Below are 23,155 nucleotides of genomic sequence, written 5' to 3'. Positions count from 1 at the left end.
CTCAGTGCCCCCCTTCCGCCAGTTTCAGCGCATGCCTTCGAGACCTGCGCTGTGAGCTGCGCACCATGAGTCGGGAACGCACGGCCAACGATCCCCGTAGCGCCCAGCGCAGTGGGGCCCGCCACCAACCGGGATGCCGATCGGCCAAAAAGATGTAGGTGCTTCTGTGATGGGCAGTCAGGTGGCTTGCCGGGTCACGGCCGGTGGAGTGCCCCTTGTGGTGCAGCACCTCGGCCGACGGCACGTAGACACTCGGCCAGCCGGCCTTGCCGAGCCGGTCGCCGAGGTCGACGTCCTCCATGTACATGAAGTAGCGTTCGTCGAACCCGCCGACCTCGCGAAACGCCGACCGGCGCACCAGCAGGCACGACCCCGACAGCCAGCCCACCGTTCGTTCGCTGGGCTCCAGCCGCTCCTGGCGGTAGGCCGCGGTCCACGGATTGCGCTTCCAGATCGGCCCGAGCACCGCGTGCATGCTGCCGCGGACCAGGCTGGGCAAGTGGCGCGCCGACGGGTACACCGACCCGTCCGGGTCCCGGATGAGCGGTCCCAGCGCGCCGGCGCGTGGCCATCGGGCCGCGGCGTCCAGCAAGGCGTCGATGCTGCCCGGGCCCCATTGCACGTCCGGGTTGGCCACGATCACCCATTCATGAGCATCGTCGAGCTGGGCGATCGCGCGATTGACCGCGGTTCCGTATCCCAGGTTGGCCCCGGTGTCGAACACCCGGACGTTGGGGTAGCGCTCGACTGCGGCCTCCGGCGTTCCGTCGGTGGAGCCGTTATCGGCCAACACCACACTCACCGGCCGCTCAGTGGCCAGCGACAACGACGCCAGGAAGCGCTCCAGGTGCGGGCCCGGCGAGTAGGTCACCGCAACGACCGGCAGGACGTCAGTCACTCGTAGAGGGTAACGGTCGATCGGCCGGAGTTGTGCTGGCAGCCGCCATCAACGCGGCGACAAGTGCACTGCGCCAGGGCCTTAGCGGCGTCAAGCCCGCCGCGGCCCATGACCGGCCGGACAGCGCGGAATAGCTCGGCCGGGGCGCCGGTCGCGGAAATTGGGCGCTGCTGACCGGACGCACCCGCGCCGCGTCGGCCCCACATTCTTCGAACACCGCACGGGCTTGCCCGAACCGGGAGACCGCGCCCTCGTTGGCCGCGTGCAGGATGCGCCCCCGCACGCCGACCGGGTTGTTGTCGGCCAGCTCCAGCAGCGCGGCGGCCAGGTCGGCGACGTAGGTGGGCGAGCCGGTCTGGTCGTCGACCACGTCGACCGGGCCGTCCCCGGCGGCCAGTCGGCGCATGACGGCGACGAAATCCTTGCCGGTCCCGCCGGTGTAAACCCACGCGGTGCGTACCACGACGGCCTCCGGCAGCGCTGCCCGCACGGCCATTTCGCCGGCGAGCTTGCTGCGGGCGTACACGCCCTGCGGAGCGGTCTCATCCTCGGGCTCATAGGGATGCGGCTCGGCCCCACCGAAGTCGCCGTTGAACACATAATCAGTGGAGACGTGGATCAGCCGAGCTCCGGCACGTGCGCAGGCGCGGGCGAGGTTTTCCGGGCCGGTGGCATTGACCGCATACGCGGCCCGCTCGTCGCTCTCGGCGCCGTCGACGTCGGTGTAGGCCGCGCAATTGACGACGACATCGCCGCCTCTGATGATCCCCTCGGCCCCTCCCGGATCGGTGATGTCCCACTGCGACGACGCACACGCCAGCATCTCGCGGCCCTCACGGGCGACCAGCGCCGTCAAATGGCTGCCCAATTGCCCACCGGCACCGGTGATCACTAGCCGTCCTGGCCTCCCCGACATGCTTGAAGTCTGGCACGCCGAGCTTGGCTAACCGGAAAGTAGCTGTGACACACGTAACCTACAGTGATGCCTGTGCAACGTGTGGCTCGTGCGATTGGTACCGCGCTGGCCGTCGCGATCGTCCTCGGGACAGGAGTGGCGTGGAGCAGCGTCCGGTCATTCGAAGACGGCATCTTCCACATGTCCGCGCCCTCGTTGGGTCACGGCGGCGACGACGGCGCGATCGACATCCTGCTGGTCGGCTTGGATAGCCGTACCGATGCCCACGGCAACCCGCTGTCAGCCGAGGAACTGGCGACGCTGCGCGCCGGTGACGAGGAAGCCACCAACACCGACACCATCATCCTGATCCGCATACCCAACAACGGGAAGTCGGCCACCGCGATCTCGATCCCCCGCGACTCCTACGTCGCCGCCCCTGGATTGGGCAAGACGAAGATCAACGGCGTCTACGGCCAAACCAGAGAGGCCAAGCGGGCCAGCCTCGTCCAGGCCGGTGCTTCTGCCGCCGACGCCGCCGCGACGGGCACCGAAGCCGGCCGCGAGGCCCTGATCAAGACGGTCGCCGATCTCACCGGAGTCACCGTCGACCACTACGCCGAGATCGGACTGCTCGGTTTCGCGTTGATCACCGATGCGCTCGGCGGGGTCGAGGTTTGCCTCAAAGATGCGGTCTACGAACCACTTTCCGGCGCAGACTTTCCGGCCGGCCGCCAGAAACTCGACGGCCCGCAGGCACTGAGCTTCGTCCGCCAGCGCCACGACCTGCCACGCGGGGACCTGGACCGGGTGGTGCGCCAACAGGCGGTGATGGCGTCGTTGGCCCATCGGGTCATCTCCGGCCACACGCTGTCCAGCCCCGCCACCCTGAAGCGGCTGCAGCAGGCCGTGCAGCGCTCGGTGGTGCTGTCCTCGGGCTGGGATGTCATGGATTTCGTCCAGCAGCTGCAAAAGCTGGCCGGCGGTAACGTCGCGTTCGCCACCATTCCGGTGCTCGACGGGGCCGGGTGGAGCGACGACGGCATGCAAAGCGTGGTGCGGGTGGACCCGCACCAGGTGCAGGAGTGGGTCGCCGGCCTGCTGCACGAGCAGGATCAGGGCAAGACCGAACAGCTGGCCTACACACCCGCCAAGACCACGGTCAACGTCGCCAATGACACCGACATCAACGGACTGGCCGCGGCGGTGTCAAACGTGCTCGCCTCCAAGGGATTTACTCCCGGCGACGTCGGCAACAACGACGGCGGCCATGTCAAGGGCAGCCAGGTGCGCGCCGCCAAGACCGACGACCTGGGCGCGCAGGGGGTCGCCAAGGAGCTGGGCGGTTTGCCGATCGTCGCCGATGCGTCGCTGCCGGCGGGATCGGTGCGGGTGGTGCTGGCCAACGACTACACCGGTCCGGGCTCTGGGCTCGACGGCGGCGGCGGCGTGACAGCTGCCCGCGCATCGAACGCCGGATCCGGCGACGGCACCGCCCCCCCGCCGTCGCCGATCCTGACCGCGGGCTCCGACAAACCCGAGTGCATCAACTGACCACGCTCTCCGGGGCGATCCTGGACCCGATGCTGCGGGCCGATCCGGTCGGCCCGCGCATCACCTACTACGACGAGGCCAGCGCCGAGCGCATCGAACTGTCCGCGGCGACGCTGGCCAACTGGGCCGCCAAGACCGGCAACCTCCTGCGCGACGAGCTGGGCGCTGGACCGGCCAGCCGGGTCGCGATCTTGCTGCCGGCCCACTGGCAGACGGCGGCGGTGTTGTTCGGGGTGTGGTGGATCGGCGCCGAGGTGGTGTTGGCCGGCCCTGCCGACTTGGCGATGTGCACCGCCGACCGGCTGGACGAGGCCGACACCGCGGTCGGCGCCGGCGGCGAGGTGGCGGTGCTGTCGCTGGATCCGTTCGGCCGGCCGGCATCCGACCTGCCGGTCGGCGTCACCGACTATGCGACCGCGGTGCGGGTGCACGGCGATCAGATCGTTCCCGAGCGCCGCCCCGGTCCGGCGCTCGCCGGCCGATCCGTCGAGCAGATCCTGGCCGAGTGTGAAAACTCAGCGGTGACAAGGGGTTTGACCGCCGCGGATCGGGTCCTGTCCACCGCCCCGTGGACCACACCCGGCGAGTTGGTGGACGGCCTGCTGGCGGTCCTGGCCGTCGGCGCATCGTTGGTGCAAGTGGCCAATCCCGATCCGGCGCTCCTGCAGCGCCGCATCGACACCGAAAAGGTCACCCGCGTCCTCTGACGAGCAGACACAAAATCCCCCCAGAGGGGCCCGGTGTGGGCGCTTTTGCGTCTGCTCGCCGGGCACCAGATTCATGTTGATATCGCGATATTTAGATGTTAGCGTCGCAGGAGGCACAATGTCAGATCAGAAGGAAGGCTCAGGCAATGGCAGTGCAGGCGTTACTGGCGAAGGCGGCAACTACAGTGATCACCGGCCTGGTCGGCGTGACCGCGTACGAGGTGGTGAAAAAGGCCGCCAAAAAGGCGCCGCTGCACCAGACTGCCGTCTCGGCGGCGGAGCTGGGCCTGCGCGGAACCCGCAAGGCCGAGGAGGCGGCGGAGTCGGCCAGGCTGAAGATTGCCGACGTGGTGGCCGAGGCCCGCGAGCGCATCGGCGAGGAGGCACCGACGCCCGCCGTCAGCAGCGTCCACGACCACGACCACTGACCTCCTCGACATGACCCTCGCGATTGCTCGAGAACAAGTCGCAGCAAGCGACGACCCTGCCCTGGTGGTGGTCTCGGATGCGGCCGGGCGCATGCGCGTCCAGGTCGATTGGGTCCGCTCCGATTCCCGGCGCGCCGTGGCGGTCGAAGAGGCCGTCGCCAAGCAAAACGGAGTGCGGGTCGTGCACGCCTATCCGCGCACCGGGTCGGTCGTCGTCTGGTACTCGCCCAGACGTTGCGACCGCGCGTCGGTACTGTCCGCGATCAGCGGCGCCGCACATATCGCCGCCGACCTGATCCCTGCACGCGCGCCGCATTCGTCCGAGATCCGCAACGCCGACGTGCTGCGCATGGTCATTGGCGGTGTGGCACTGGTCCTGCTCGGCGTGCGCCGCTACGTGTTCAAAAGACCTCCCCTGCTCGGGCCCAGCAGCCGGACGGTCGCCACCGGCGTCACCATCTTCACCGGCTACCCGTTCCTGCGCGGTGCACTGCGCTCGCTGCGCTCCGGCAAGGCCGGCACCGATGCGCTGGTCTCGGCGGCGACGATCGCAAGCCTGATCCTGCGCGAGAACGTGGTCGCCCTGACGGTGCTGTGGTTGCTCAATATCGGTGAGTATCTTCAGGATCTGACACTGCGGCGGACCCGCCGGGCGATCTCGGAGCTGCTGCGCGGCAACCAGGACACCGCGTGGGTTCGCCTCACCGAAGGTCCCGACGCCGGCGCCGAGGTCCAGGTGCCGATCGACACCGTGCAGATCGGCGACGAGGTGGTGGTCCACGATCACGTCGCGATACCGGTCGACGGCGAGGTCGTCGAGGGCGAGGCGATCGTCAACCAGTCCGCGATCACCGGGGAAAACCTACCGGTCAGCGTCATCGTCGGGACCCACGTGCACGCCGGTTCGGTGGTGGTGCGCGGTCGTCTGGTGGTGCGCGCCCAGGCCGTCGGCAAACACACCACCATCGGCCGCATCATCACCAGAGTCGAGGAGGCTCAGCTCGACCGGGCGCCGATCCAGACCGTCGGCGAAAACTTCTCCCGCCGCTTCGTTCCCACCTCGTTCATCGTCTCGGCGATCACCTTGCTGATCACCGGGGACGTGCGCCGCGCGATGACGATGCTGTTGATCGCGTGTCCCTGCGCGGTGGGACTGTCCACCCCGACCGCGATCAGCGCGGCGATCGGCAACGGCGCGCGCCGCGGCATCCTGATCAAGGGCGGGTCTCATCTCGAACAGGCCGGCCGCGTCGACGCGATCGTGTTCGACAAGACCGGTACCCTGACCGCCGGCCGGCCGGTCGTCACGAATATCGTTGCGATGCACAAGGATTGGGAGCCCGAACAGGTGCTGGCCTACGCGGCCAGCTCCGAGATCCATTCCCGGCATCCGCTGGCCGAGGCGGTGATCCGCTCGACCGAGGAACGTCACATCAGCATTCCGCCGCACGAGGAATGCGAGGTGCTGGTCGGCTTGGGCATGCGCACCTGGGCCGACGGCCGGACGCTGCTGCTGGGCAGCCCGTCACTGCTGCGCGCGGAAAAGGTGAAGGTGTCCAAGAAGGCGTCGGAGTGGGTCGACAGTCTGCGCAGTCAGGCGGAGACCCCGCTGTTGCTGGCGGTGGACGGCACGCTGGTGGGCCTGATCAGCCTGCGGGACGAACTGCGGCCCGAGGCAGCGGCGGTGCTGAAGAAGCTGCGGGCCAATGGGATTCGACGGATCGTCATGCTCACCGGCGACCATCCGGACATCGCCAAGGTGGTTGCCGAGGAGCTCGAGATCGACGAATGGCGCGCCGAGGTGATGCCGGAGGACAAGCTCGAGGTGGTGCGCGAGTTGCAGGACGACGGTTACGTCGTCGGCATGGTCGGCGACGGCATCAACGACGCCCCGGCGTTGGCGGCCGCCGATATCGGGATCGCCATGGGCCTGGCCGGGACCGACGTCGCCGTCGAGACGGCAGACGTGGCCCTGGCCAACGACGATTTGCACCGCCTGCTCGACGTGCGGGACCTGGGCGCCCGGGCGGTGGACGTGATCCGGGAGAACTACGGCATGTCCATCGCGGTTAACGCCGCCGGGCTGCTCATCGGCGCGGGCGGGGCGCTCTCGCCCGTGCTGGCCGCTATCTTGCACAACGCGTCATCGGTGGCCGTCGTCGCCAACAGCTCCCGGCTGATCCGCTACCGCCTCGATTAGTGGCGATCGCCAGCGCGGCGGGGCCGGGCGCTGGGGGTTGCCGGCTGCTCCGTGGCGACCCCGCCCGCTTGCGCTGGACGGGTCGCCACGCGTCTACCGAGGCCTCAGCAGCCGCAGTCGTGGCCGCGCCAGGCTCGGACGCCCTGCCACGCCGCGACACCCGCGACGGCCAGCCCGACCATGGGGTCGATCCACCAGCCGCCGGACCACCAGGCGGTCACCGCGAGGCCGATCAACACCCCGGCGGCCTGGGCGGCGCATAGATAGTTCTGCGTACCTTCGCCCTCGGTGGCCTCCGATTTCAGCCGTGCGCCCAGCTTGTGGTTGGCCCAGCCGAGAACCGGCATCAGTCCCAAGGCGATGGCGGTCAGCATGATGCCGATCACCGAGGTCTCGGCGCGGTGCTCTGCCGTTAGGTGCCGGATGGATTCGACCGCGATGTACGGGGCGGTCAGCCAAAACGAGACCGCAACACCGCGTTGGGCGCGTCGCTCGGCGGTCGGGGACAGGGTGCGGTCGCCGGTGAAGCGCCAGATCACCATCGCGCTGGCCAGGCCCTCAGAGCCACCGCCAAGCGCCCACCCGGTCAACGCGACGGATCCGACCGCCAGGCCCTCCCACAACCCCAGGCCGCCCTCGGTGAGCAGCACGGCCAGGCTCGCCCAGGCCAGCCGCCGAGCCCAGAGGACGTTCCGCTGCCACCCGGCGTCCCGGGTGAGCGGCGGCGGGGATCCGTCGTGGCGGGCGCCGGCAACGAGCCCGGCGGGGGTCGGCATCTCCATCCCGACGATGGTAGGGGCAATTCGGATGCCGAGCAGTCGCAAATGCCCCTTGACACGCCGGGCGCCAGGGGCCTTTGCGTCTGCTCGGCGCATCGACGCGAAGAAGGCTTAGGGGGCCACAGTGGGCCGATCCCAACCGGGTGGCTACGGCGGCCCGTCCGTCCCGCGTTTGCCGAACAGCCACCCGGCGGCGCCACCGATGCCTCCGGGTGCGGGCGGGACACCAGCTCCGCCGTTACCGCCGTTGCCGATCAGCCGGGCGGCATCACCGCCGTCGCCTCCGCCACCTCCGGCGCCCGCATTACCGCCGGTGCCGCCGGCCCCGCCCGCCCCGCCATTCCCGCCGGCCCCGCCGTTGCCGTACACCAGCCCGCTCTGGCCGCCGCCGGCCCCAGCACCTCCGTTACCGCCATCCATGCCGACGCCGCCGACACCACCGGCGCCGGCCGAGCCGCCGGCGCCGCCGTCACCGAACAGCAGCCCGCCGACGCCACCGGCGCCTCCGCTGCCGCCGTCGCCCCCGGCGACAGGCAGAACCGTTATCACGCCGGGGTCACCGTTCCCGCCGGTCGCGCCGTTCCCGCCAGCACCACCGTTGCCGACCAGCCATGCGTGGCCGCCCACCCCGCCGTTGCCTAGACGAGCGCTGCCTCCGCCGCTGCCCCCGTTACCGCCGTGGCCGCCGTTGCCGTACAGCAGCCCACCGTTGCCGCCGTCACCGCCCGTTGCGCCTATCTGGGCCTGCAGCGGGCCCACCCCGACGTCGCCGCCGCTGCCGCCGTCGCCGCCGTTTCCGAGCAGCCCGACCTGCAACTGGAACCGCCCAGGGGTGCCGCCGTCGCCGCCGAGGCCGCCGAGGCCGCCGTAACCGGTCGTGGTGCCGGCGCCGCCGTCGCCGCCGGAACCCCCGCTACCGCCGGCCCCGCCATTGCCGACCAAAAACCCACCGAAACCGCCGCTGCCGCCCGACCCGCCGGAACCGCCGAAACCACCGTAGTCGTCGGCAGGAACTCCTCCTCCGGCCCCTCCGTGACCGCCGCTTCCCCCAGCCCCGCCGTTGCCGAACAGCGGCGAGGCGTCGCCGCCGGAACCGCCCGTGCCGCCAAAACCGCCTGTGCTGTGGAGGCCGACGCCGACGGCCCCGTCACCGCCGTTACCGCCGAGCCCCCCGCTGCCGAGCAGCAACCCGCCATTGCCGCCCGCGCCGCCGTCGCCGGCCAAACCGCCGCCACCGCCCAGTCCGCCGGGCCCGCCGGCCGCACCGACCCCGCCGACCCCGCCGGCTCCACCGTTACCGATCAGCCAGGTGCGCCCGCCGGCCCCACCGTTCCCCGCGGTTCCGCCGGTCCCGCCCGCGGCGCCGCCCCCGCCGGCCCCTTCTGGCCCGCCACCGTCCCGCCCGCCGCCGTTGCCGATAAGCCCGGCCACGCCCCACCGCCCGGCCGCCCGCCACCCCGTCCATCCATCCCGCCGCCCCCTCCCCGCCGGCATTTCCACCGCCCGCTTTCCTCCTCCGTTGCCGCCAGCACCGCCGGTGCCAGCGGTGCCGTTCACCCCGTCGTCGTCACCGCCAGCGCCGCCGTTACCGCCGCTGGCCCCGTCTCCGGGGCTGCCTCCCAATAGGCCCCCTCGCCCCCCGGCCCCGCCCTGGCCGCCGTTTCCGCCGTTGCCGGCTGTGCTTCCCATGCCGGACGCATTCGCGCCGGCCCCACCGTCGCCGCCCGGCGCGCCAGCCCCACCGTGGCCGAACAACCATCCGCCGTTGCCGCCGTTGCCGCCGTTGCCGCCATTGGCACCTGCCGCGGCGTTGCCGCCAGCCCCGCCGGCCCCGCCGTTACCAATCAATCCCGCGGACCCGCCGCTCCCCCCGGCCTGGCCCACCCCGCCGGATCCGCCGTTACCGCCGTTGCCGTACAACAGCCCGCCCGGTCCCCCGTCTGCTCCGGTTCCCGGGAGCCCGTCGGCGCCGTTGCCGATCAATGGGCGTCCCAGCAACGCCAGGGTGGGCGCATTCACCGCGTCCAGCAGATTCTGCGACGCGTTGGCGATTTCGGTGCTCACATACGACCCCGCACCCGCAATCAGGGCCTGCACAAACCCTTCATGAAAAGCGGCCGCTTGAGCGCTGAGCGTCTGATATCCCTGGGCGTAGGTCCCGAATGCGGCCGCGATGGCCACCGACACCTCATCGGCCGCTGCCGGCAGCACCGACGTCGTGGCGATCGTCGCGGCCGCGTTGGCGGCGCCTATACCGGAGCCGATCTGTCCCAAATCTCCTGCCGCAGCAGCGATCACGTCCGCAGCCGCTCGCACAAACGACACCTGGACCACCTCACAGCACCAGAACCGGCAACTTGTCCGATCGTCACCCAGGAAGCGGCAACGAAGAAAGCGTAACCACTCGCTGGCACCAAATTCCGCTTTCGCAAAAGGGACACGCCAACGCCTGAGCAACGCTCGGCAATTTCACGTAGGCTCGGCATTCTGTTGGCGGACATCGACATCTGCTCGGCCCCGCCGGGCGGCGGAGTGCGTGTGTTCAGACCCCAGTCTTTCGGAGGAGTTCCGTGAGGTTCACTCGATCTGGCGGCGCGCTTGGCCTGCTGGTTGCCGGCGCCTTGGTGTTATCGGCATGCGGCGGCCATTCCGGCACGTCGTCGACCTCCAGTGCGCCCTCCGTGCCGGTGGATTGTGGCGGCAAGAAGAAACTCTTGGCCGCCGGCTCGACCGCGCAAAAGAACGCGATCGAACAGTTCGTCTACGCCTACATTCACGCATGTCCGGGCCACACGCTGGACTACAACGCCAACGGTTCCGGCGCCGGGATGAAGCTGTTCCTGGGCAATCAAACCGATCTGGCCGGGTCCGATTCGCCGATGAATCCGTCGAAGGGTGAGCCCGACCGGGCGGCGGAACGGTGCGGGTCACCGGCGTGGGACCTGCCGGTGGTGTTCGGTCCGATCGCGGTGACCTTCAACATCAGCGGCGTGAGCGCGCTGAAGCTGGACGGGCCGACGATCGCGAGAATCTTCAACGGCGCCATCACCAGGTGGGACGATCCGGCGATCAGGGCGCTCAACCCGAATGGCAACCTGCCCCCCACGCCGATCCACGTCGTCTTCCGCAGCGACCAGTCCGGGACCACGGACAACTTCCAGAAATACCTCGACGCCGCGTCCGACGGCGCGTGGGGTAAGGGCGCCGGTCAGACGTTCAACGGCGGTGTCGGTGAAGGCGCCGCCGGAAACGACGGCACCTCCATGGCGATGAAGAGGACCGACGGCTCGATCACCTACAACGAGTGGTCGTTCGCGGTGGGCCACCAGCTGAACATGGCGCAGATCATCACGTCGGCGGGCCCGGAAGCGGTGTCGATCACCGCCGACTCGGTCGGCAAGACGATCGCCGGGGCCACGTTCCAGGGTTCGGGCAACGACCTGGTGGTGGACACGTCGTCGTTCTACCGGCCGACGCAACCCGGTGCCTACCCGATCGTGTTGGTGACCTACGAGGTCGTCTGCTCGAAATACCCGGATGCGCCGACCGGTACCGCAGTAAGAGCCTTTATGCAGGCCGCAATTGGTGATGGCCAAATTGGTTTGGACGAATATGGTTACATTCCGCTGCCGAAGTCGTTCCAATCGAAACTGGTGTCGGTGGTCAACCAAATCGCGTGATTAGGTGTTCCCGTGGCCGGCAACGGGGCGATCGGCTCCGCCACGTTCGCGTCGACGGTGAGCTCCGGAAGACGTCGCCGCACAGCGGTCGCCGGATGAATTCCTCGGGACCCGAGCGGCTTTGGACGCTGCAGCAAACAACCACACGATGGCGATCGCAATGGGCACGTACAATTCGTGACGTACACAGCCGTGGCTAAATCGTTGTGTTGGGTAGTCGCGCGCGACGTCCCGGATGATTGAAGAATTGGCTGAGAGTAGCGCGATTGTTATGGCGCGCGACTCACCGAAGATTTACCGTGTGTTCACCATCGGTTTCTCGGCGACACCGACGACGCCGGAATCGGGTGGCCGGGCGAAGGGAGCGTCGAGGAATGAGCGACAACCAGCCGGGTTCGCGGGTGGGGTCGCGGTTTGGGCCCTATCAGCTGCTGCGGCTGATTGGGCGCGGGGGGATGGGCGAGGTTTATGAGGCCGAGGACACCCGCAAACATCGGGTGGTGGCCCTGAAGCTTATTTCGCCGCAGTTCTCCGGCAACCCGATATTTCGCGCGCGAATGCAACGCGAGGCCGACACCGCAGGACGGCTGACCGAGCCACACATCGTGCCGATCCACGACTACGGCGAAATCAGCGGGCAGTTCTACGTTGAGATGCGCCTGATCGACGGCGCGTCGCTGCGCACGATGTTGACGCAGTACGGTCCGCTGACCCCGGCACGAGCCGTCGCCATCGTCCGCCAGGTCGCCGCGGCGCTGGATGCCGCGCACGGCAACAGCGTTACCCACCGCGACGTCAAACCGGAAAACATCCTGGTGGCCGACAACGACTTTGCCTACCTGGTGGATTTCGGTATCGCGCGCGCCGTCAGCGACCCGGGGCTGACCCAGAGCGGGACCGCCGTGGGTACCTACAACTACATGGCCCCGGAGCGGTTCACCGGCGACGAGGTCACCTATCGCGCCGATATCTATGCGCTGGCCTGTGTGTTGGGCGAATGCCTGACGGGGGCGCCGCCGTATCGCGCCGATAGCGTCGAACGGTTGATCGCCGCGCATCTCATGGAACCCCCGCCGCGGCCCAGCCAGCTTCGGCCCGGGCGGATTCCGCCGGCCCTTGACCAGGTGATCGCCAAAGGCATGGCGAAGAATCCCGCGGAGCGCTATCTGTCGGCCGGCGACTTGGCGGCTGCCGCCCACGACGCACTCACGACGGGCGAGCAGCGCCAGGAAGCCACCATCCTGCGGCAGGGCGGCAACGCGACCCTGGTTGCCGCCGCCGAAACGGGCTTTGCTGGCGCCTGGACCAACTACACCGGTTCGGGCCCCGAACCCCAAACAACGGCTGCGCCGCCGCGCTTTCTCGGCGACGACGAGACAATGGCCCGTCCGGTGCCCTCGGGTACCGGTGCCCAGAGCTGGCGCCAGACAGGACGGTCGGCCCCGGACTCCCCCACCCAGTGGCGCCAGGCCCCTGCCGCCGGCGGCTGGCCCAGTCAGCCCGGGATCCCCGCGGGCCAACCGACTTCCGGCCAGCCCACCCAGACCCAACCCGCGGCCAAGCCCCGCGACAAACGCAAGCTGTGGCTTGTCGCCGGCGGTGGTGCCGCGCTCGTCCTCGTCGTCGCGATCGTCGCCGCGTTTTTGATCGTGAAACCGTCGAGCGCACCCCAACAGGGGTCGGGGCAAATCGTGCTGCCGTTCACCGGCCTCAACTTCCGGCTATCCCCGGGCGGTGTGGCGGTTGACGACTCTGGCACCGTCTACGTCACCAATCAGGGGATGTACGGCCGGGTCGTGGCGTTGGCCGCCGGAACGAACACCCCGACGGTCAAACCGTTCACCGGACTTTACGAGCCCCAGGGCGTGGCGGTGGACACCTCCGGCAGGCTCTATGTCACCGATTTCAACAATCGGGTGGTGGCGTTGTCGGCCGGGTCGAACAACCAGGTCCAGCTGCCGTTCACGGGCCTCAATTACCCCGAGGGGGTGGCCGTGGACGCGCAGGGCAACGTGTATGTGGCCGACCGGGGTAACAACCGGGTGGTGAAGCTGGTGGCCGGGACGAACAACCAGATCGTGCTGCCGTTCAACGGCCTCAAGAATCCCGACGGGGTTGCCGTGGGCGCCGACGGCGACATCTTTGTGACCGACACCGACAACAACAGGGTGCTGAAGCTGGAGGCGGGGTCAAACGATCAGACCGTGTTGCCGTTCACCGGCCTCACCGCGCCGTGGGGTATTGCCGTGGACATCGTCGGCAACGTCTACGTCACCGAACACGACAACAACGTGGTGGTGAAACTGGCCCCCCTCGCGACCGCCCCGACCGAGCTGCCGTTCACCGGCCTCAACACCCCCCTATCGGTGGCGGTGGACAAGGACGGCAACGTATACGTCGCCGACCGCGGCAACGGCCGAGTACTCAAGCTCCCGCACAGCTGACCCGGCCGGGCGACACGCCCTCACCGCCGTCGGGTTGCCAGGAAGCGGATGCCCGCGGCCGTGAGGTTGATCGCCGCCACGATCAGTATCAGGGTCAGCGCCGCTCCCCAGATGCGCAGGTAACCGGCGTGCTCGGGATTGGTGAGCTCGCTGTAGATCAGCAGCGGCAGCGAGGCCATGTTGCCGTTGAAGATGTCGAGGTTGATGGAGCGGCTGTATCCGACCAGCACCAGCACTGGCGCGGTTTCACCGATCACGCGCGCGATCGACAACAAGACACCCGACACGATGCCCGGCATCGCGATCGGGGCGACGATTCGCACGATTGTTTTCCATTTCGGAACGCCCAACGCGTAGCTGGCTTCTCGTAGTTCGTCGGGCACCAGGCGGAGTATCTCCTCGGCGGATCGCACCACCACCGGCAACATCAGCAACACCAGCGCCAACGACACGGCGAAGGCGCTCTGCTCAAATCCCAGGGTGGCGATCCAGAGGCTGAAGATGAACAGCGCCGCCACGATCGACGGCACCCCGGCGAGCACGTCGACCATGAACGTGGTCACCCGCGCCATGCGCCCCGAACCGTACTCCACCAGATAGACCGCGGTCATCAATCCCAGCGGCACGGCCAGGACGGCGGCGACCCCGGCCTGAACCAGCGTCCCGTACAGCGCGTGATAGACGCCGCCGGCGAACTGCTCGGGCAGCACGCCGCGCAGCGAGTGGGTCCACCAGCCCGACCGGGTGATCGCGTACCAGCCGCGGCCCACCACCACCCCCAACACCCAGATCAGCGGCACCAGCGCGACGGCGAAGGAGGTGACGAAAAACAGTGTCGCGACGTTGTTTGTGATCCGCCGCCTCATGCTCAGCGGACGAAACACCACCGCCTTGACCGGCTCATCGAGCGCGTCGGTACCCGTCGGGGGGCTCATCGGGCGACTCACGCATTGACCTTCCCGCCGGCGATCGCGCGGGCCGCCGCATTGACCACAAACGTTAGGACGAACAGCGCGAATCCCGCCGAAATGTAGGCACCGGTGGGCAGCGGTTCGCTGAATTCTGACGCCGCGGAGGCGATCTTGGAGGCGAACGTATAACCACCGTCGAATAGCGACCAATCCCCGGGACGGGCGGCCGCGCGCAAAATGATCAGCACCGCAACGGTTTCGCCCAGTGCCCGGCCCAGGCCCAGCATCGACGCCGCGATGACGCCGCTGCGACCGTACGGCAGCACGGTCATCCGCACCACCTCCCACTTCGTCGCGCCCAGCGCCTGCGCCGCCTCCATATGGATGCGCGGGGTCTGGCGGAACACTTCGCGGGATACCGAGGTGACGATCGGCAGGATCATCACCGAGAGCACGATGCCGGCGGTGAAGATGGTCCCCCCGCCGGCCAACGACACGTTGCCCTCCCTGAACAGGAATATCCACCCCAGGTTGCGGTTGAGAAACGCCGCGATCGGCTCGAGCCTCGGCGCCAGCACGAAGATGCCCCACAAGCCGAAGACGATCGACGGGACCGCGGCCAGCAGATCGATGATCGCACCGAACGGGCGCGACAGCCTGGCCGGCGCATATTGCGTGAGGAAGACCGCGATCCCGACGGCGATCGGAACGGCCAACACGAGGGCGGATATCGAACTGAGCACCGTCACCATGAACAGGTCGCGGATGCCGAACGCCAGCTTCTCGTCGTCAGCGGTGTCGAATTCGGCGCTGGTGAAGAAATTCGCGTGGTTGGCTCGCAGCGACGGGACCGCGCGGACCAACAGGAATATCGCAATCAGCACGATCGCGATCACGATCACCGAACCGGCGGCGACCGCGATCGACTTGAACAGTCGGTCCGCGCGAGCGTGGGGAGCCACCAGCGCAACCCTCACCGCGGACGGATCCAGCGACCTGCCTAGCGGTCTTCGCGCCATCGCGGCCTCAGATCACGCGATGGCGTTGACCGCGGTCGACAGCCTCGACTTGAACTCGTCTGGAATGGGGATATATCCGTTGTCCCCCAAGCCGTTCTGGCCCGCGCCGATGGTGCTCTGCAGAAACGCCTTCACGGCCGTGCCGACCTGCGCGTCGGGATACTTCGAGCAGACGATCTCGTAGGTGGCCAGCACGATCGGGTAGGAGCCGGGCTTCGTGGGCCGGTAGAACGAGACCGTGTCCAGCACCAGGTCGTTACCCTGACCGCTGATCGTGGCCCCGGCAATGGTCTTGCCGACCGAGTCGGTGCTGATCGCCACCGCCTCCGGACCCGCTGATGTGATGATCTTGGCCATGTTCAGGTGCTGCGCCTGGGCGAACGACCATTCGTTGTAGGTGATCGACCCCTCCGTGGCTCTGATCGCCGCCGACGTGCCGTCGTTGCCCCTTGCGCCCTCGCCGACGCCGCCTTGGAACGCCTTTCCGGCGCCCCTGCCCCACGCGCCATTCGAAGCGGCATCCAGGTATCGCTGGAAGTTGTCCGTGGTCCCGGACTCGTCGCTGCGGAACACCACGTGAATCGGCACGGCGGGCAAGTTGGTACCCGAGTTGAGCGCGGCGATCGCGGGATCGTTCCAGCTGGTAATGGCGCCGTCGAAGATCTTCGCCAGGGTGGGACCGTCCAGATTGAGCGCATTCACGCCAGTGATGTTGAAGGTGACCGCGATCGGGCCGAACACGACGGGCAGGTTCCACGCCGGCGAGCCGCAGCGCTGCTCGGCGGCGGCATATTCGTCCTTGCTCAGTGGCGAGTCCGAGCCACCGAAATCTGTTTGGTTGCCGTTGAATTCGCTAATCCCGGCGCCCGAGCCATTGGCCGTGTAATTCAAGGTCTGACCCGGGCAGGCCTGCTCGAACGCGTTGACGAAGCGGGTCATCGCATTGGCCTGGGCGGTCGACCCACTGGCCTTCAGGGTCTTCTTCCCGCCGCAACTCACCTTCCCCGCCGACGCACCGGTGGTTGCGCCTCCTCCGGCCACGTTCTTGTCACTGCCACACCCCGACAACACCAGCGCGCCGGCGGCCAGGACGCCCAGCGCAGCACCAAATCGGTTGAGTTTCAATTCAGTTCCTAACGGTAGGGATGAAAACATACTCGCGAACCGCCGACGGCTGCGACCCGCCAACCAGCCGTCTTCCTCGCAGCCATGAAGCTAACAGTAACAAGGTTAACGTGCGGCGAACTTCTCCGGCGGTCGTTGCCTGAGATGACTACGCCCCTCAGGGCCCGTTACATCCGCAAGCACGTGTGCAAAACTAGAACCTGTTCCAGCATAGCCGCCAGTGCGATTCCGCCCGACAACCGAAGTGTGTGAGGCCAGCATGATCCTGGACAGGTTTCGCCTCGACGACAAAGTCGCCGTCATCACCGGCGGCGGCCGCGGCCTGGGCGCGGCCATTGCGCTGGCTTTCGCCGAGGCCGGTGCGGACGTCGTCATCGCCTCGCGAACGCAGTCTGAACTAGAGGCCGTCGCCGAACGGGTCCGCGCCACGGGCCGTCGCGCCCACGTCGTCGCCGCCGACCTGGCCCATCCCGAGGTGACCGCCGAGCTGGCCGGTCAGGCGGTCGGGGCTTTCGGAAAACTAGACATCGTCGTCAACAACGTCGGCGGCACCATGCCGAACACGCTGCTGACCACCTCGACCAAGGACCTCAAGGACGCGTTCACCTTCAACGTCGCGACCGCCCACGCGCTGACCATCGCGGCGGCGCCGCTCATGCTGGAGCACTCCGGCGGGGGCAGCATCATCAACATCACCTCGACCATGGGCCGGCTGGCCGGACGCGGTTTCGCCGCCTACGGCACCGCCAAAGCCGCGCTGGCCCATTACACCCGCCTCGCGGCGCTGGACCTATGCCCACGCATCCGGGTCAACGCGATCGCACCGGGGTCGATCCTGACGTCGGCGCTGGATGTGGTGGCCTCCAACGATGAGCTGCGCGCGCCGATGGAGAAGGCGACACCCCTGCGTCGCCTCGGTGATCCCGTCGACATCGCGGCCGCGGCAGTGTATTTGGCGTCTGAAGCGGGCGAATTCCTCACCGGCAAGACGCTGGAGGTCGACGGCGGCCTCACCTTCCCCAACCTCGACCTACCCATCCCGGACCTGTGAACCCATGAGGCGCGAGAAGACGCAAAAGCGTCCGACACGCACGGCGTGTCGGACGCTTTTGCGTCTTCTCGCGGTCTCACACCAGAGGAGCCCGTCATGGCCATACCCGTCGTTCAATTGGGCACCGGAAACGTCGGCGTCCACGCGCTGAGGGCGCTCATCACCAATCCGGAGTTCGAGCTCACCGGTGTCTGGGTGTCGTCGGATGCCAAGGCCGGCAAGGACGCCGCAGAGCTTGCCGGACTCGCGGATTCGACGGGCGTCAAAGCAAGCACCGACCTGGACGCCGTGCTCGCGACCGGGCCGCGGTGCGCGGTTTACAACGCGATGGCCGACAACCGGCTGCCCGAGGCCCTCGAGGACTACCGCCGCGTGCTGGCGGCAGGGATCAATATCGTCGGCAGCGGCCCCGTGTTCTTGCAATACCCGTGGCAGGTGCTTCCGGAGGAGCTCATCGCGCCCTTGGAAGACGCCGCGCGCCAAGGCAACTCGAGCCTGTACGTCAACGGCATCGATCCCGGTTTCGCCAACGACCTGCTACCGATGGCACTGGCCGGCACCTGCCAGAGCATCCAGCAGATTCGGTGCATGGAGATCGTCGACTACGCCACCTATGACAGTGCCGTCGTCATGTTCGACGTGATGGGTTTCGGGAAGCCCATGGACGAGATCCCGATGCTGTTGCAGACCGGCGTCCTGAGCCTGGCATGGGGATCGGTCGTCCGGCAACTTGCTGCGGGACTGGGCATTTCACTCGACGAGGTCGCCGAGGTGTACGTCCGCGAACCCGCACCCGACGACTTCGACATCGCATCGGGGCACATCCCCAAGGGCAGCGCCGCGGCGCTGCGGTTCGAGGTGTTCGGCATGGTCAACGGCGACCCTGTCGTCGTGCTGGAACACGTCACCCGATTGCGCGAGGACCTGTGCCCCGATTGGCCGCAGCCGGCCCAGCCCGGCGGTTCCTACCGCATCGAGATCACCGGCGAACCCTCCTACGCCGTGGATGTCTGCCTGAGCAGCCGCCTGGGTGACCACAATCATGCCGGGCTGGTCGCCACCGCGATGCGGATCGTCAACGCCATCCCGGCGGTGGTGGCCGCCGAGCCGGGCATCCGCACGACCCTCGACTTGCCCCTGATCACCGGCCGGGGGCTGTATGCGCCGTCCTGAGCGCGATGCGGCGCTCACCAGAGCTTGGGTGAACGGTACAGCTTTGCGGGATCGAAATCGGCTGTCCCCGTAGCGACTTCACCAATTGCCGCGAGCCCCCTGTGCAGCTCGTCGAGGCCGGCATCGCCGATGCGCTCGCGGATCTGATTGTCCAGCGCGGCTGCCACCTTCAGGCGCGCGGTCATGAAGTCGGTTGCCTTTGTGGTGAGTTCGACCACTTTCTCGCGCTGGTCGGTGACCGACGGGGTGGCCCGCACATAGCCGCGTTCGCGCAGTTCGGCCACGACCTTGCTGGCCGCCTGGCGGCTGATGGCGAACAGTCTCCCCATCTCCGAGATCGTCATCGGCCCCGGTTGGGCATACAGGGCGAACACATAGTTCATCGAGTAGTTTCGTTCGGGAAAACCCGCGGACTCCATTTCCATATCCACTCGACGGACATAGCTCCACCAGGCCATCCGCAGTGCCGTGCCGAGATCCGTCTGCGGTGCCCGGAACTCCGATGCGACAACCATGGTTGACAATATAGCCGACTGGCGTTATCGCCATGACCGTTATCCTCGGCGCCAGCAACTCCAACAACTAGGACAAGGTAGGTGGGCATGACCGTGACTCCCGACGACGTCAGTGCTCGGTCGGCGCCGCGTTTCGACGGGCTGCGCGCGCTATTCATCAACACGACGCTGAAGCGTTCGCCCGAACTCAGCCACACCGAGGGTCTGATCCAACGGAGCGCCGGGATCATGCGCGAGCATGGCGTCGAGGTCGACGGTCTGCGCGCCATCGACCACGACATCGCGACCGGCGTATGGCCCGACATGACCGAACACGGCTGGGAAACCGATGCCTGGCCGGACATCTACCGGCGCGTGCTTGACGCTCACATTCTCGTCTTGTGCGGGCCAATCTGGTTGGGCGACAACAGTTCCGTGATGAAGCGGGTGATCGAGCGCCTCTATGCGTGCTCGCATCTGCTCAACGAGCAAGGCCAATACGCCTACTACGGGCGGGTGGGCGGCTGCCTCATCACCGGCAACGAGGACGGCGTCAAGCATTGCGCCATGAACGTGCTGTACAGCCTGCAACATCTGGGCTACACCATCCCGCCACAGGCAGACGCGGGTTGGATCGGGGAGGCGGGTCCGGGCCCGTCGTACCTGGACCCGGGATCGGGCGGCCCGGAGAACGACTTCACCAACCGCAACACCACGTTCATGACATACAACTTGATGCACCTCGCGCAGCTGCTGAGGGCCGCTGGCGGTGTGCCCGCCTACGGAAATCAGCGCACCAAGTGGGACGCCGGTTGCCGACCGGACTTTGCCAACCCTGACTACCGGTAGCCAGGTCCCCGACATCGCCGTTGGCCCCAACGTGCGGGTTTCGGTTAACCTCACTTCTTGATTCGGCGAGATGGATCGAGGGGACGTTGGCGCAGGACACCAGGACCTCGCTCAAGACGAGCTGGTACCTGCTGGGGCCCGCCTTCGTGGCCGCGATCGCCTATGTCGATCCCGGAAACGTGGCGGCCAACGTCAGCGCCGGCACAAAGTTCGGCTACCTGCTGCTGTGGGTCGTGGTCGTGGCCAACGTTCTGGCCGCCCTGGTGCAGTACCTATCGGCCAAACTCGGCCTGGTGACCGGGCGATCGCTGCCCGAGGCGATCGGCAGGCGGATGCGCCGCCCGGCGCGGCTGGCCTTTTGGGCGCAGGCCGAACTCGTAGCGATGGCGACCGACGTTGCCGAAATACTCGGCGGGGCAATCGCATTGCGGGTGCTGTTCAACCTGCCGCTGCTGATCGGCGGGATCATCACCGGGGTGGTGTCGTTGTTGCTGCTGACGGTCAAAGACCGCCGCGGCCAGCTGATGTTCGAGCGCGTCATCACCGGACTGCTACTCGTCATCGCCATCGGTTTCGCCGCCAGCTTCTTTGTCGCGACACCGCCACCCGAAGGCGTACTCAGCGGCCTGGTTCCGCGATTCAGGGGCACCGAAAGCGTACTGCTGGCCGCCGCGATCCTGGGTGCCACCGTGATGCCGCACGCCGTGTACCTGCATTCGGGTCTGGCCCGCGACCGCCACGGTCACCCCGACGCGGGAGCGCGCCGGCGCCACCTGCTGCGAATCACCCGTTGGGACGTCGCGCTGGCGATGACGGTGGCGGGCACGGTGAACGCGGCGCTGCTGCTGCTCGCCGCGATCAACCTGCAGCACCACGGCGCCACCGCCTCCATCGAGGGCGCCTACGCCGCCGTCCACGACACCCTGGGGGCGACGATCGCGGTGCTGTTCGCGATCGGATTGCTCGCCTCCGGTCTGGCCTCCGCCTCGGTGGGCGCCTATGCCGGCGCGATGATCATGCAGGGCTTGCTGCACTGGTCCATATCCATGGTGGTGCGCCGGTTGATCACGCTGTGCCCCGCCCTGGCGATCCTTGCCATCGGTGTCGACCCCACCCGCACCCTGGTCCTCTCGCAGGTCGTGCTGTCCTTCGGCATCCCGTTCGCGGTGCTTCCGTTGGTCCGACTCACCAGCAACCGCGAGCTGATGGGCAGCGACACCAACCATCCGGCCACGACTTTTTTTGGCTGGGCGGTTGGCGCGATGGTTAGTCTGCTCAACGTGGTGCTCATCTACCTGACGGTGACCGGCTGAATGCCGGCACGTTGGCATCCCTATTTCGCATACGGGTCCAACCTGTGCGTCCAGCAGATGGCGGCGCGCTGTCCCGACGCCACCGATCCACGCCCTGCGGTCCTGTCCGATCACGGCTGGCTGATCAACCAGCGCGGGGTGGCCACCGTCGAGGAGTCCGCGCGGAGTCGGGTGCACGGGGTGCTCTGGCGGGTCTCCGATCACGACCTGGCCTCGTTGGACCGCGCCGAGGGCGTGCCGATGCGCTACCGTCGCGACCGGCTGACCGTGCACACCGACGCCGGCCCGTCGCCCGCCTGGGTGTACATCGACCACCGGGTGACGCCCGGGCCGCCCCGGCCGGGCTATCTGCCGCGCGTCATCGACGGCGCGATCCACCACGGGCTGCCGCAACGCTGGATCGACTTTCTGCACCGCTGGGAACCCGCGCATTGGCCTCGCCCGTCGTCCGTGCTGTCATCGTACGGCCCTGCACCACAATCGATTTCAGCGTTGTTGAGTGAACCCGCCGTGGTCGAGGTCGGCGGCGGGTGGAAGCAGATGACCGATGTGATCGCCGAGCGTCCCGCCGAAGCCACGGCGCGCTCCTGGCAAGTATCCTCAGACCGATAACCGGAGGTCGCTGGTGACCAAGGATTTTCGTTTCGGGCTCAGCGTCCGCTTCATCGAATCGCGCGCCGCGCTGCAAGCCAGGGCAAAACAGGCGGAAGACCTCGGATACGACGTTCTCTGCGTGCCCGACCATCTCGGCGCGGCGGCACCCATCCCGACGCTGACCGCCGTCGCCCTGGCCACCAACGGAATTCGACTCAGCATCTACGTGCTCAACGCCGCCTTTTACAAGCCGGCCCTGCTGAGCCGCGACCTGGAAGCGCTGGACCTGCTCAGCGACGGGCGCCTGGAGATCGGCCTCGGCACCGGCTACGTGCGGGAAGAATTCGAAGCGGCCGAGCTGCCGTACCCCAGCGCCGGTGCCCGGGTCGACTACCTCGAGCACATGACGGCCTACCTGAAGGAGCATCACCCGACGACGCCGATCCTCATCGCCGGCAGCGGCGACCGGGTAATGACCTTGGCCGCCCGGCATGCCGACATCATCGGGCTGACCGGCGCCAGGGTGCGCGACGTCGACGACCCGCTGGCCGAACGCATCGGGTTCGTCCGGAACGCCGCCGGCGATCGGTTTGGCGCGCTCGAGCTGAATCTGGCGATCACTGCGATGCCGCCCGCAGGAGAGAGCGTCCCCAACTTGGCGATACCCCGCAGATTTGCGCCGACACTGTCGGATGTGGAGTTGTTGGCCATGCCCTCGGTACTCAGCGGGTCACCCCGTGAGATGGCCGACACGTTGTTGGGATACCGCGAAAGATACGGGGTGACATCGTTCACCGTCCAGGACTCCCACACCGACAACTTCGCGAAGGTGATCGCGGAGCTGCGGTGACTTCCGCCCAGTCGACAAGGGTCTTTCGACTCCTGAGCCGGGCAAGCCATCACGATAGCGTGATCCACGCCATCGCTGGTCCATTGATGCGAGGCCAGAAAGCGGTTATCACTCCACGTGTTTCGCTCCCTCGGTTGAAAGGAGACGTCCCATGAGCTGGCCGACAGCTGCGGTTCTGATCGCCGTCGTGT

19 protein-coding genes and 1 pseudogene are annotated in these 23,155 nt (G+C 67.8%); 12 read left to right on the top strand and 8 right to left on the bottom strand.

What is annotated here, in order from left to right; genetic code table 11:
* Position 1: 1 nt before the first annotated feature.
* Complete coding sequence (locus G6N24_RS02170; protein ID WP_085161221.1) at positions 2 to 898, bottom strand: glycosyltransferase family 2 protein; 897 nt, start codon at positions 896 to 898, stop codon at positions 2 to 4.
* Positions 891 to 1,814: a dTDP-4-dehydrorhamnose reductase gene (gene rfbD, locus G6N24_RS02165; protein WP_085161223.1), complete on the bottom strand. Its 924-nt coding sequence runs from the start codon at positions 1,812 to 1,814 to the stop codon at positions 891 to 893. The genes G6N24_RS02170 and rfbD overlap by 8 nt, the downstream gene beginning before the upstream one ends.
* Positions 1,815 to 1,880: 66 nt before the next feature.
* Here rfbD and G6N24_RS02160 point away from each other — a divergent pair, with 66 nt between their 5' ends.
* The 4 genes from G6N24_RS02160 (at position 1,881) to ctpC (ending at position 6,682) form a co-directional block, all read left to right on the top strand.
* On the top strand, positions 1,881 to 3,347 hold the full coding sequence (locus tag G6N24_RS02160) for an LCP family protein (protein WP_085161225.1): 1,467 nt from the start codon (positions 1,881 to 1,883) through the stop codon (positions 3,345 to 3,347).
* A complete protein-coding gene (locus G6N24_RS02155; protein ID WP_197743105.1) occupies positions 3,335 to 4,054 on the top strand; it encodes a TIGR03089 family protein in 720 nt (239 codons plus the stop codon). Before G6N24_RS02160 ends, G6N24_RS02155 begins: the two co-directional genes overlap by 13 nt.
* A gap of 146 nt (positions 4,055 to 4,200) precedes the next feature.
* Positions 4,201 to 4,482, top strand: coding sequence for a DUF1490 family protein (locus G6N24_RS02150; RefSeq protein ID WP_085161227.1), 282 nt, complete (start codon positions 4,201 to 4,203; stop codon positions 4,480 to 4,482).
* 10 nt (positions 4,483 to 4,492) lie between these two features.
* Entirely contained in the window at positions 4,493 to 6,682 is a 2,190-nt protein-coding gene (gene ctpC / locus G6N24_RS02145) for a manganese-exporting P-type ATPase CtpC (protein ID WP_085161229.1), read from the top strand.
* 104 nt (positions 6,683 to 6,786) lie between these two features.
* On the opposite strand, the gene G6N24_RS02140 is transcribed toward ctpC, so the two are convergent.
* Complete coding sequence (locus G6N24_RS02140) at positions 6,787 to 7,458, bottom strand: cation transporter (protein ID WP_085161259.1); 672 nt, start codon at positions 7,456 to 7,458, stop codon at positions 6,787 to 6,789.
* Between the two features lie 150 nt (positions 7,459 to 7,608).
* Positions 7,609 to 9,786 (bottom strand): PE family protein, encoded by a 2,178-nt coding sequence (locus G6N24_RS02135; protein WP_163745387.1) that lies wholly within the window; start codon positions 9,784 to 9,786, stop codon positions 7,609 to 7,611.
* 245 nt (positions 9,787 to 10,031) lie between these two features.
* Here G6N24_RS02135 and pstS (G6N24_RS02130) point away from each other — a divergent pair, with 245 nt between their 5' ends.
* Positions 10,032 to 11,141 (top strand): phosphate ABC transporter substrate-binding protein PstS, encoded by a 1,110-nt coding sequence (gene pstS / locus G6N24_RS02130; RefSeq protein ID WP_085162026.1) that lies wholly within the window; start codon positions 10,032 to 10,034, stop codon positions 11,139 to 11,141.
* A 374-nt stretch (positions 11,142 to 11,515) separates the two neighbouring features.
* Positions 11,516 to 13,585: a serine/threonine-protein kinase PknD gene (locus G6N24_RS02125; protein ID WP_085162027.1), complete on the top strand. Its 2,070-nt coding sequence runs from the start codon at positions 11,516 to 11,518 to the stop codon at positions 13,583 to 13,585.
* Between the two features lie 20 nt (positions 13,586 to 13,605).
* Here the strand turns inward: G6N24_RS02125 and pstA are convergent, their stop codons facing one another.
* Genes pstA through pstS (G6N24_RS02110) form a run of 3 tightly spaced genes read right to left on the bottom strand, consistent with a single transcriptional unit; the run spans position 13,606 to position 16,640 of the window.
* Positions 13,606 to 14,520 (bottom strand): phosphate ABC transporter permease PstA, encoded by a 915-nt coding sequence (pstA, locus tag G6N24_RS02120; protein WP_085162028.1) that lies wholly within the window; start codon positions 14,518 to 14,520, stop codon positions 13,606 to 13,608.
* Between the two features lie 8 nt (positions 14,521 to 14,528).
* Positions 14,529 to 15,515 (bottom strand): phosphate ABC transporter permease subunit PstC, encoded by a 987-nt coding sequence (gene pstC, locus G6N24_RS02115; protein WP_085162029.1) that lies wholly within the window; start codon positions 15,513 to 15,515, stop codon positions 14,529 to 14,531.
* A 12-nt stretch (positions 15,516 to 15,527) separates the two neighbouring features.
* Positions 15,528 to 16,640, bottom strand: coding sequence for a phosphate ABC transporter substrate-binding protein PstS (gene pstS, locus G6N24_RS02110; RefSeq protein ID WP_085162030.1), 1,113 nt, complete (start codon positions 16,638 to 16,640; stop codon positions 15,528 to 15,530).
* Between the two features lie 259 nt (positions 16,641 to 16,899).
* Between pstS (G6N24_RS02110) and G6N24_RS02105 the strand changes: the two genes are divergently transcribed.
* Together G6N24_RS02105 and G6N24_RS02100 are read left to right on the top strand one after the other, a co-directional pair.
* Positions 16,900 to 17,691, top strand: a complete 792-nt coding sequence (locus G6N24_RS02105) for an SDR family oxidoreductase (RefSeq protein ID WP_085162031.1) — start codon at positions 16,900 to 16,902, stop codon at positions 17,689 to 17,691.
* Positions 17,692 to 17,787: 96 nt separating this feature from the next.
* The gene (locus tag G6N24_RS02100) at positions 17,788 to 18,864 is read left to right on the top strand and encodes an NAD(P)H-dependent amine dehydrogenase family protein (RefSeq protein ID WP_085162032.1); all 1,077 of its coding nucleotides are present in this window, start codon (positions 17,788 to 17,790) and stop codon (positions 18,862 to 18,864) included.
* Between the two features lie 14 nt (positions 18,865 to 18,878).
* On the opposite strand, the gene G6N24_RS02095 is transcribed toward G6N24_RS02100, so the two are convergent.
* Positions 18,879 to 19,379, bottom strand: a complete 501-nt coding sequence (locus tag G6N24_RS02095) for a MarR family winged helix-turn-helix transcriptional regulator (protein ID WP_085162033.1) — start codon at positions 19,377 to 19,379, stop codon at positions 18,879 to 18,881.
* A gap of 87 nt (positions 19,380 to 19,466) precedes the next feature.
* Between G6N24_RS02095 and G6N24_RS02090 the strand changes: the two genes are divergently transcribed.
* The 4 genes and pseudogenes from G6N24_RS02090 to G6N24_RS02075 all read left to right on the top strand — a co-directional run bounded on the left by G6N24_RS02090 (position 19,467) and on the right by G6N24_RS02075 (position 22,964).
* Positions 19,467 to 20,207, top strand: a complete 741-nt coding sequence (locus tag G6N24_RS02090; protein WP_085162043.1) for a flavodoxin family protein — start codon at positions 19,467 to 19,469, stop codon at positions 20,205 to 20,207.
* A gap of 20 nt (positions 20,208 to 20,227) precedes the next feature.
* Positions 20,228 to 21,520 (top strand): Nramp family divalent metal transporter, encoded by a 1,293-nt coding sequence (locus tag G6N24_RS02085; protein ID WP_372514496.1) that lies wholly within the window; start codon positions 20,228 to 20,230, stop codon positions 21,518 to 21,520.
* Positions 21,521 to 22,108, top strand: a pseudogene (locus G6N24_RS02080) (gamma-glutamylcyclotransferase family protein); the annotation flags it as partial. It lies immediately after the preceding gene.
* A 37-nt stretch (positions 22,109 to 22,145) separates the two neighbouring features.
* Positions 22,146 to 22,964 (top strand): LLM class F420-dependent oxidoreductase, encoded by an 819-nt coding sequence (locus G6N24_RS02075; RefSeq protein ID WP_085162036.1) that lies wholly within the window; start codon positions 22,146 to 22,148, stop codon positions 22,962 to 22,964.
* Positions 22,965 to 23,155 lie beyond the last annotated feature (191 nt).

The sequence above is a fragment of the Mycobacterium lacus genome, assembly GCF_010731535.1.
GTDB lineage: Bacteria > Actinomycetota > Actinomycetes > Mycobacteriales > Mycobacteriaceae > Mycobacterium > Mycobacterium lacus.
The sequence above is the reverse complement of the archived record's forward strand: the minus strand, read 5'-3'. Positions and strand labels throughout refer to the sequence as shown.

Coding starts and splice junctions, on each gene's coding strand:
- rfbD (WP_085161223.1), bottom strand. CDS start 1,814: ATGTCGGGGAGGCCAGGACGGCTAGTGATCACCGGTGCCGGTGGGCAA.
- G6N24_RS02160 (WP_085161225.1), top strand. CDS start 1,881: ATGCCTGTGCAACGTGTGGCTCGTGCGATTGGTACCGCGCTGGCCGTC.
- G6N24_RS02150 (WP_085161227.1), top strand. CDS start 4,201: ATGGCAGTGCAGGCGTTACTGGCGAAGGCGGCAACTACAGTGATCACC.
- ctpC (WP_085161229.1), top strand. CDS start 4,493: ATGACCCTCGCGATTGCTCGAGAACAAGTCGCAGCAAGCGACGACCCT.
- G6N24_RS02140 (WP_085161259.1), bottom strand. CDS start 7,458: ATGCCGACCCCCGCCGGGCTCGTTGCCGGCGCCCGCCACGACGGATCC.
- G6N24_RS02125 (WP_085162027.1), top strand. CDS start 11,516: ATGAGCGACAACCAGCCGGGTTCGCGGGTGGGGTCGCGGTTTGGGCCC.
- pstA (WP_085162028.1), bottom strand. CDS start 14,520: ATGAGCCCCCCGACGGGTACCGACGCGCTCGATGAGCCGGTCAAGGCG.
- pstC (WP_085162029.1), bottom strand. CDS start 15,515: ATGGCGCGAAGACCGCTAGGCAGGTCGCTGGATCCGTCCGCGGTGAGG.
- G6N24_RS02105 (WP_085162031.1), top strand. CDS start 16,900: ATGATCCTGGACAGGTTTCGCCTCGACGACAAAGTCGCCGTCATCACC.
- G6N24_RS02100 (WP_085162032.1), top strand. CDS start 17,788: ATGGCCATACCCGTCGTTCAATTGGGCACCGGAAACGTCGGCGTCCAC.
- G6N24_RS02095 (WP_085162033.1), bottom strand. CDS start 19,379: ATGGTTGTCGCATCGGAGTTCCGGGCACCGCAGACGGATCTCGGCACG.
- G6N24_RS02090 (WP_085162043.1), top strand. CDS start 19,467: ATGACCGTGACTCCCGACGACGTCAGTGCTCGGTCGGCGCCGCGTTTC.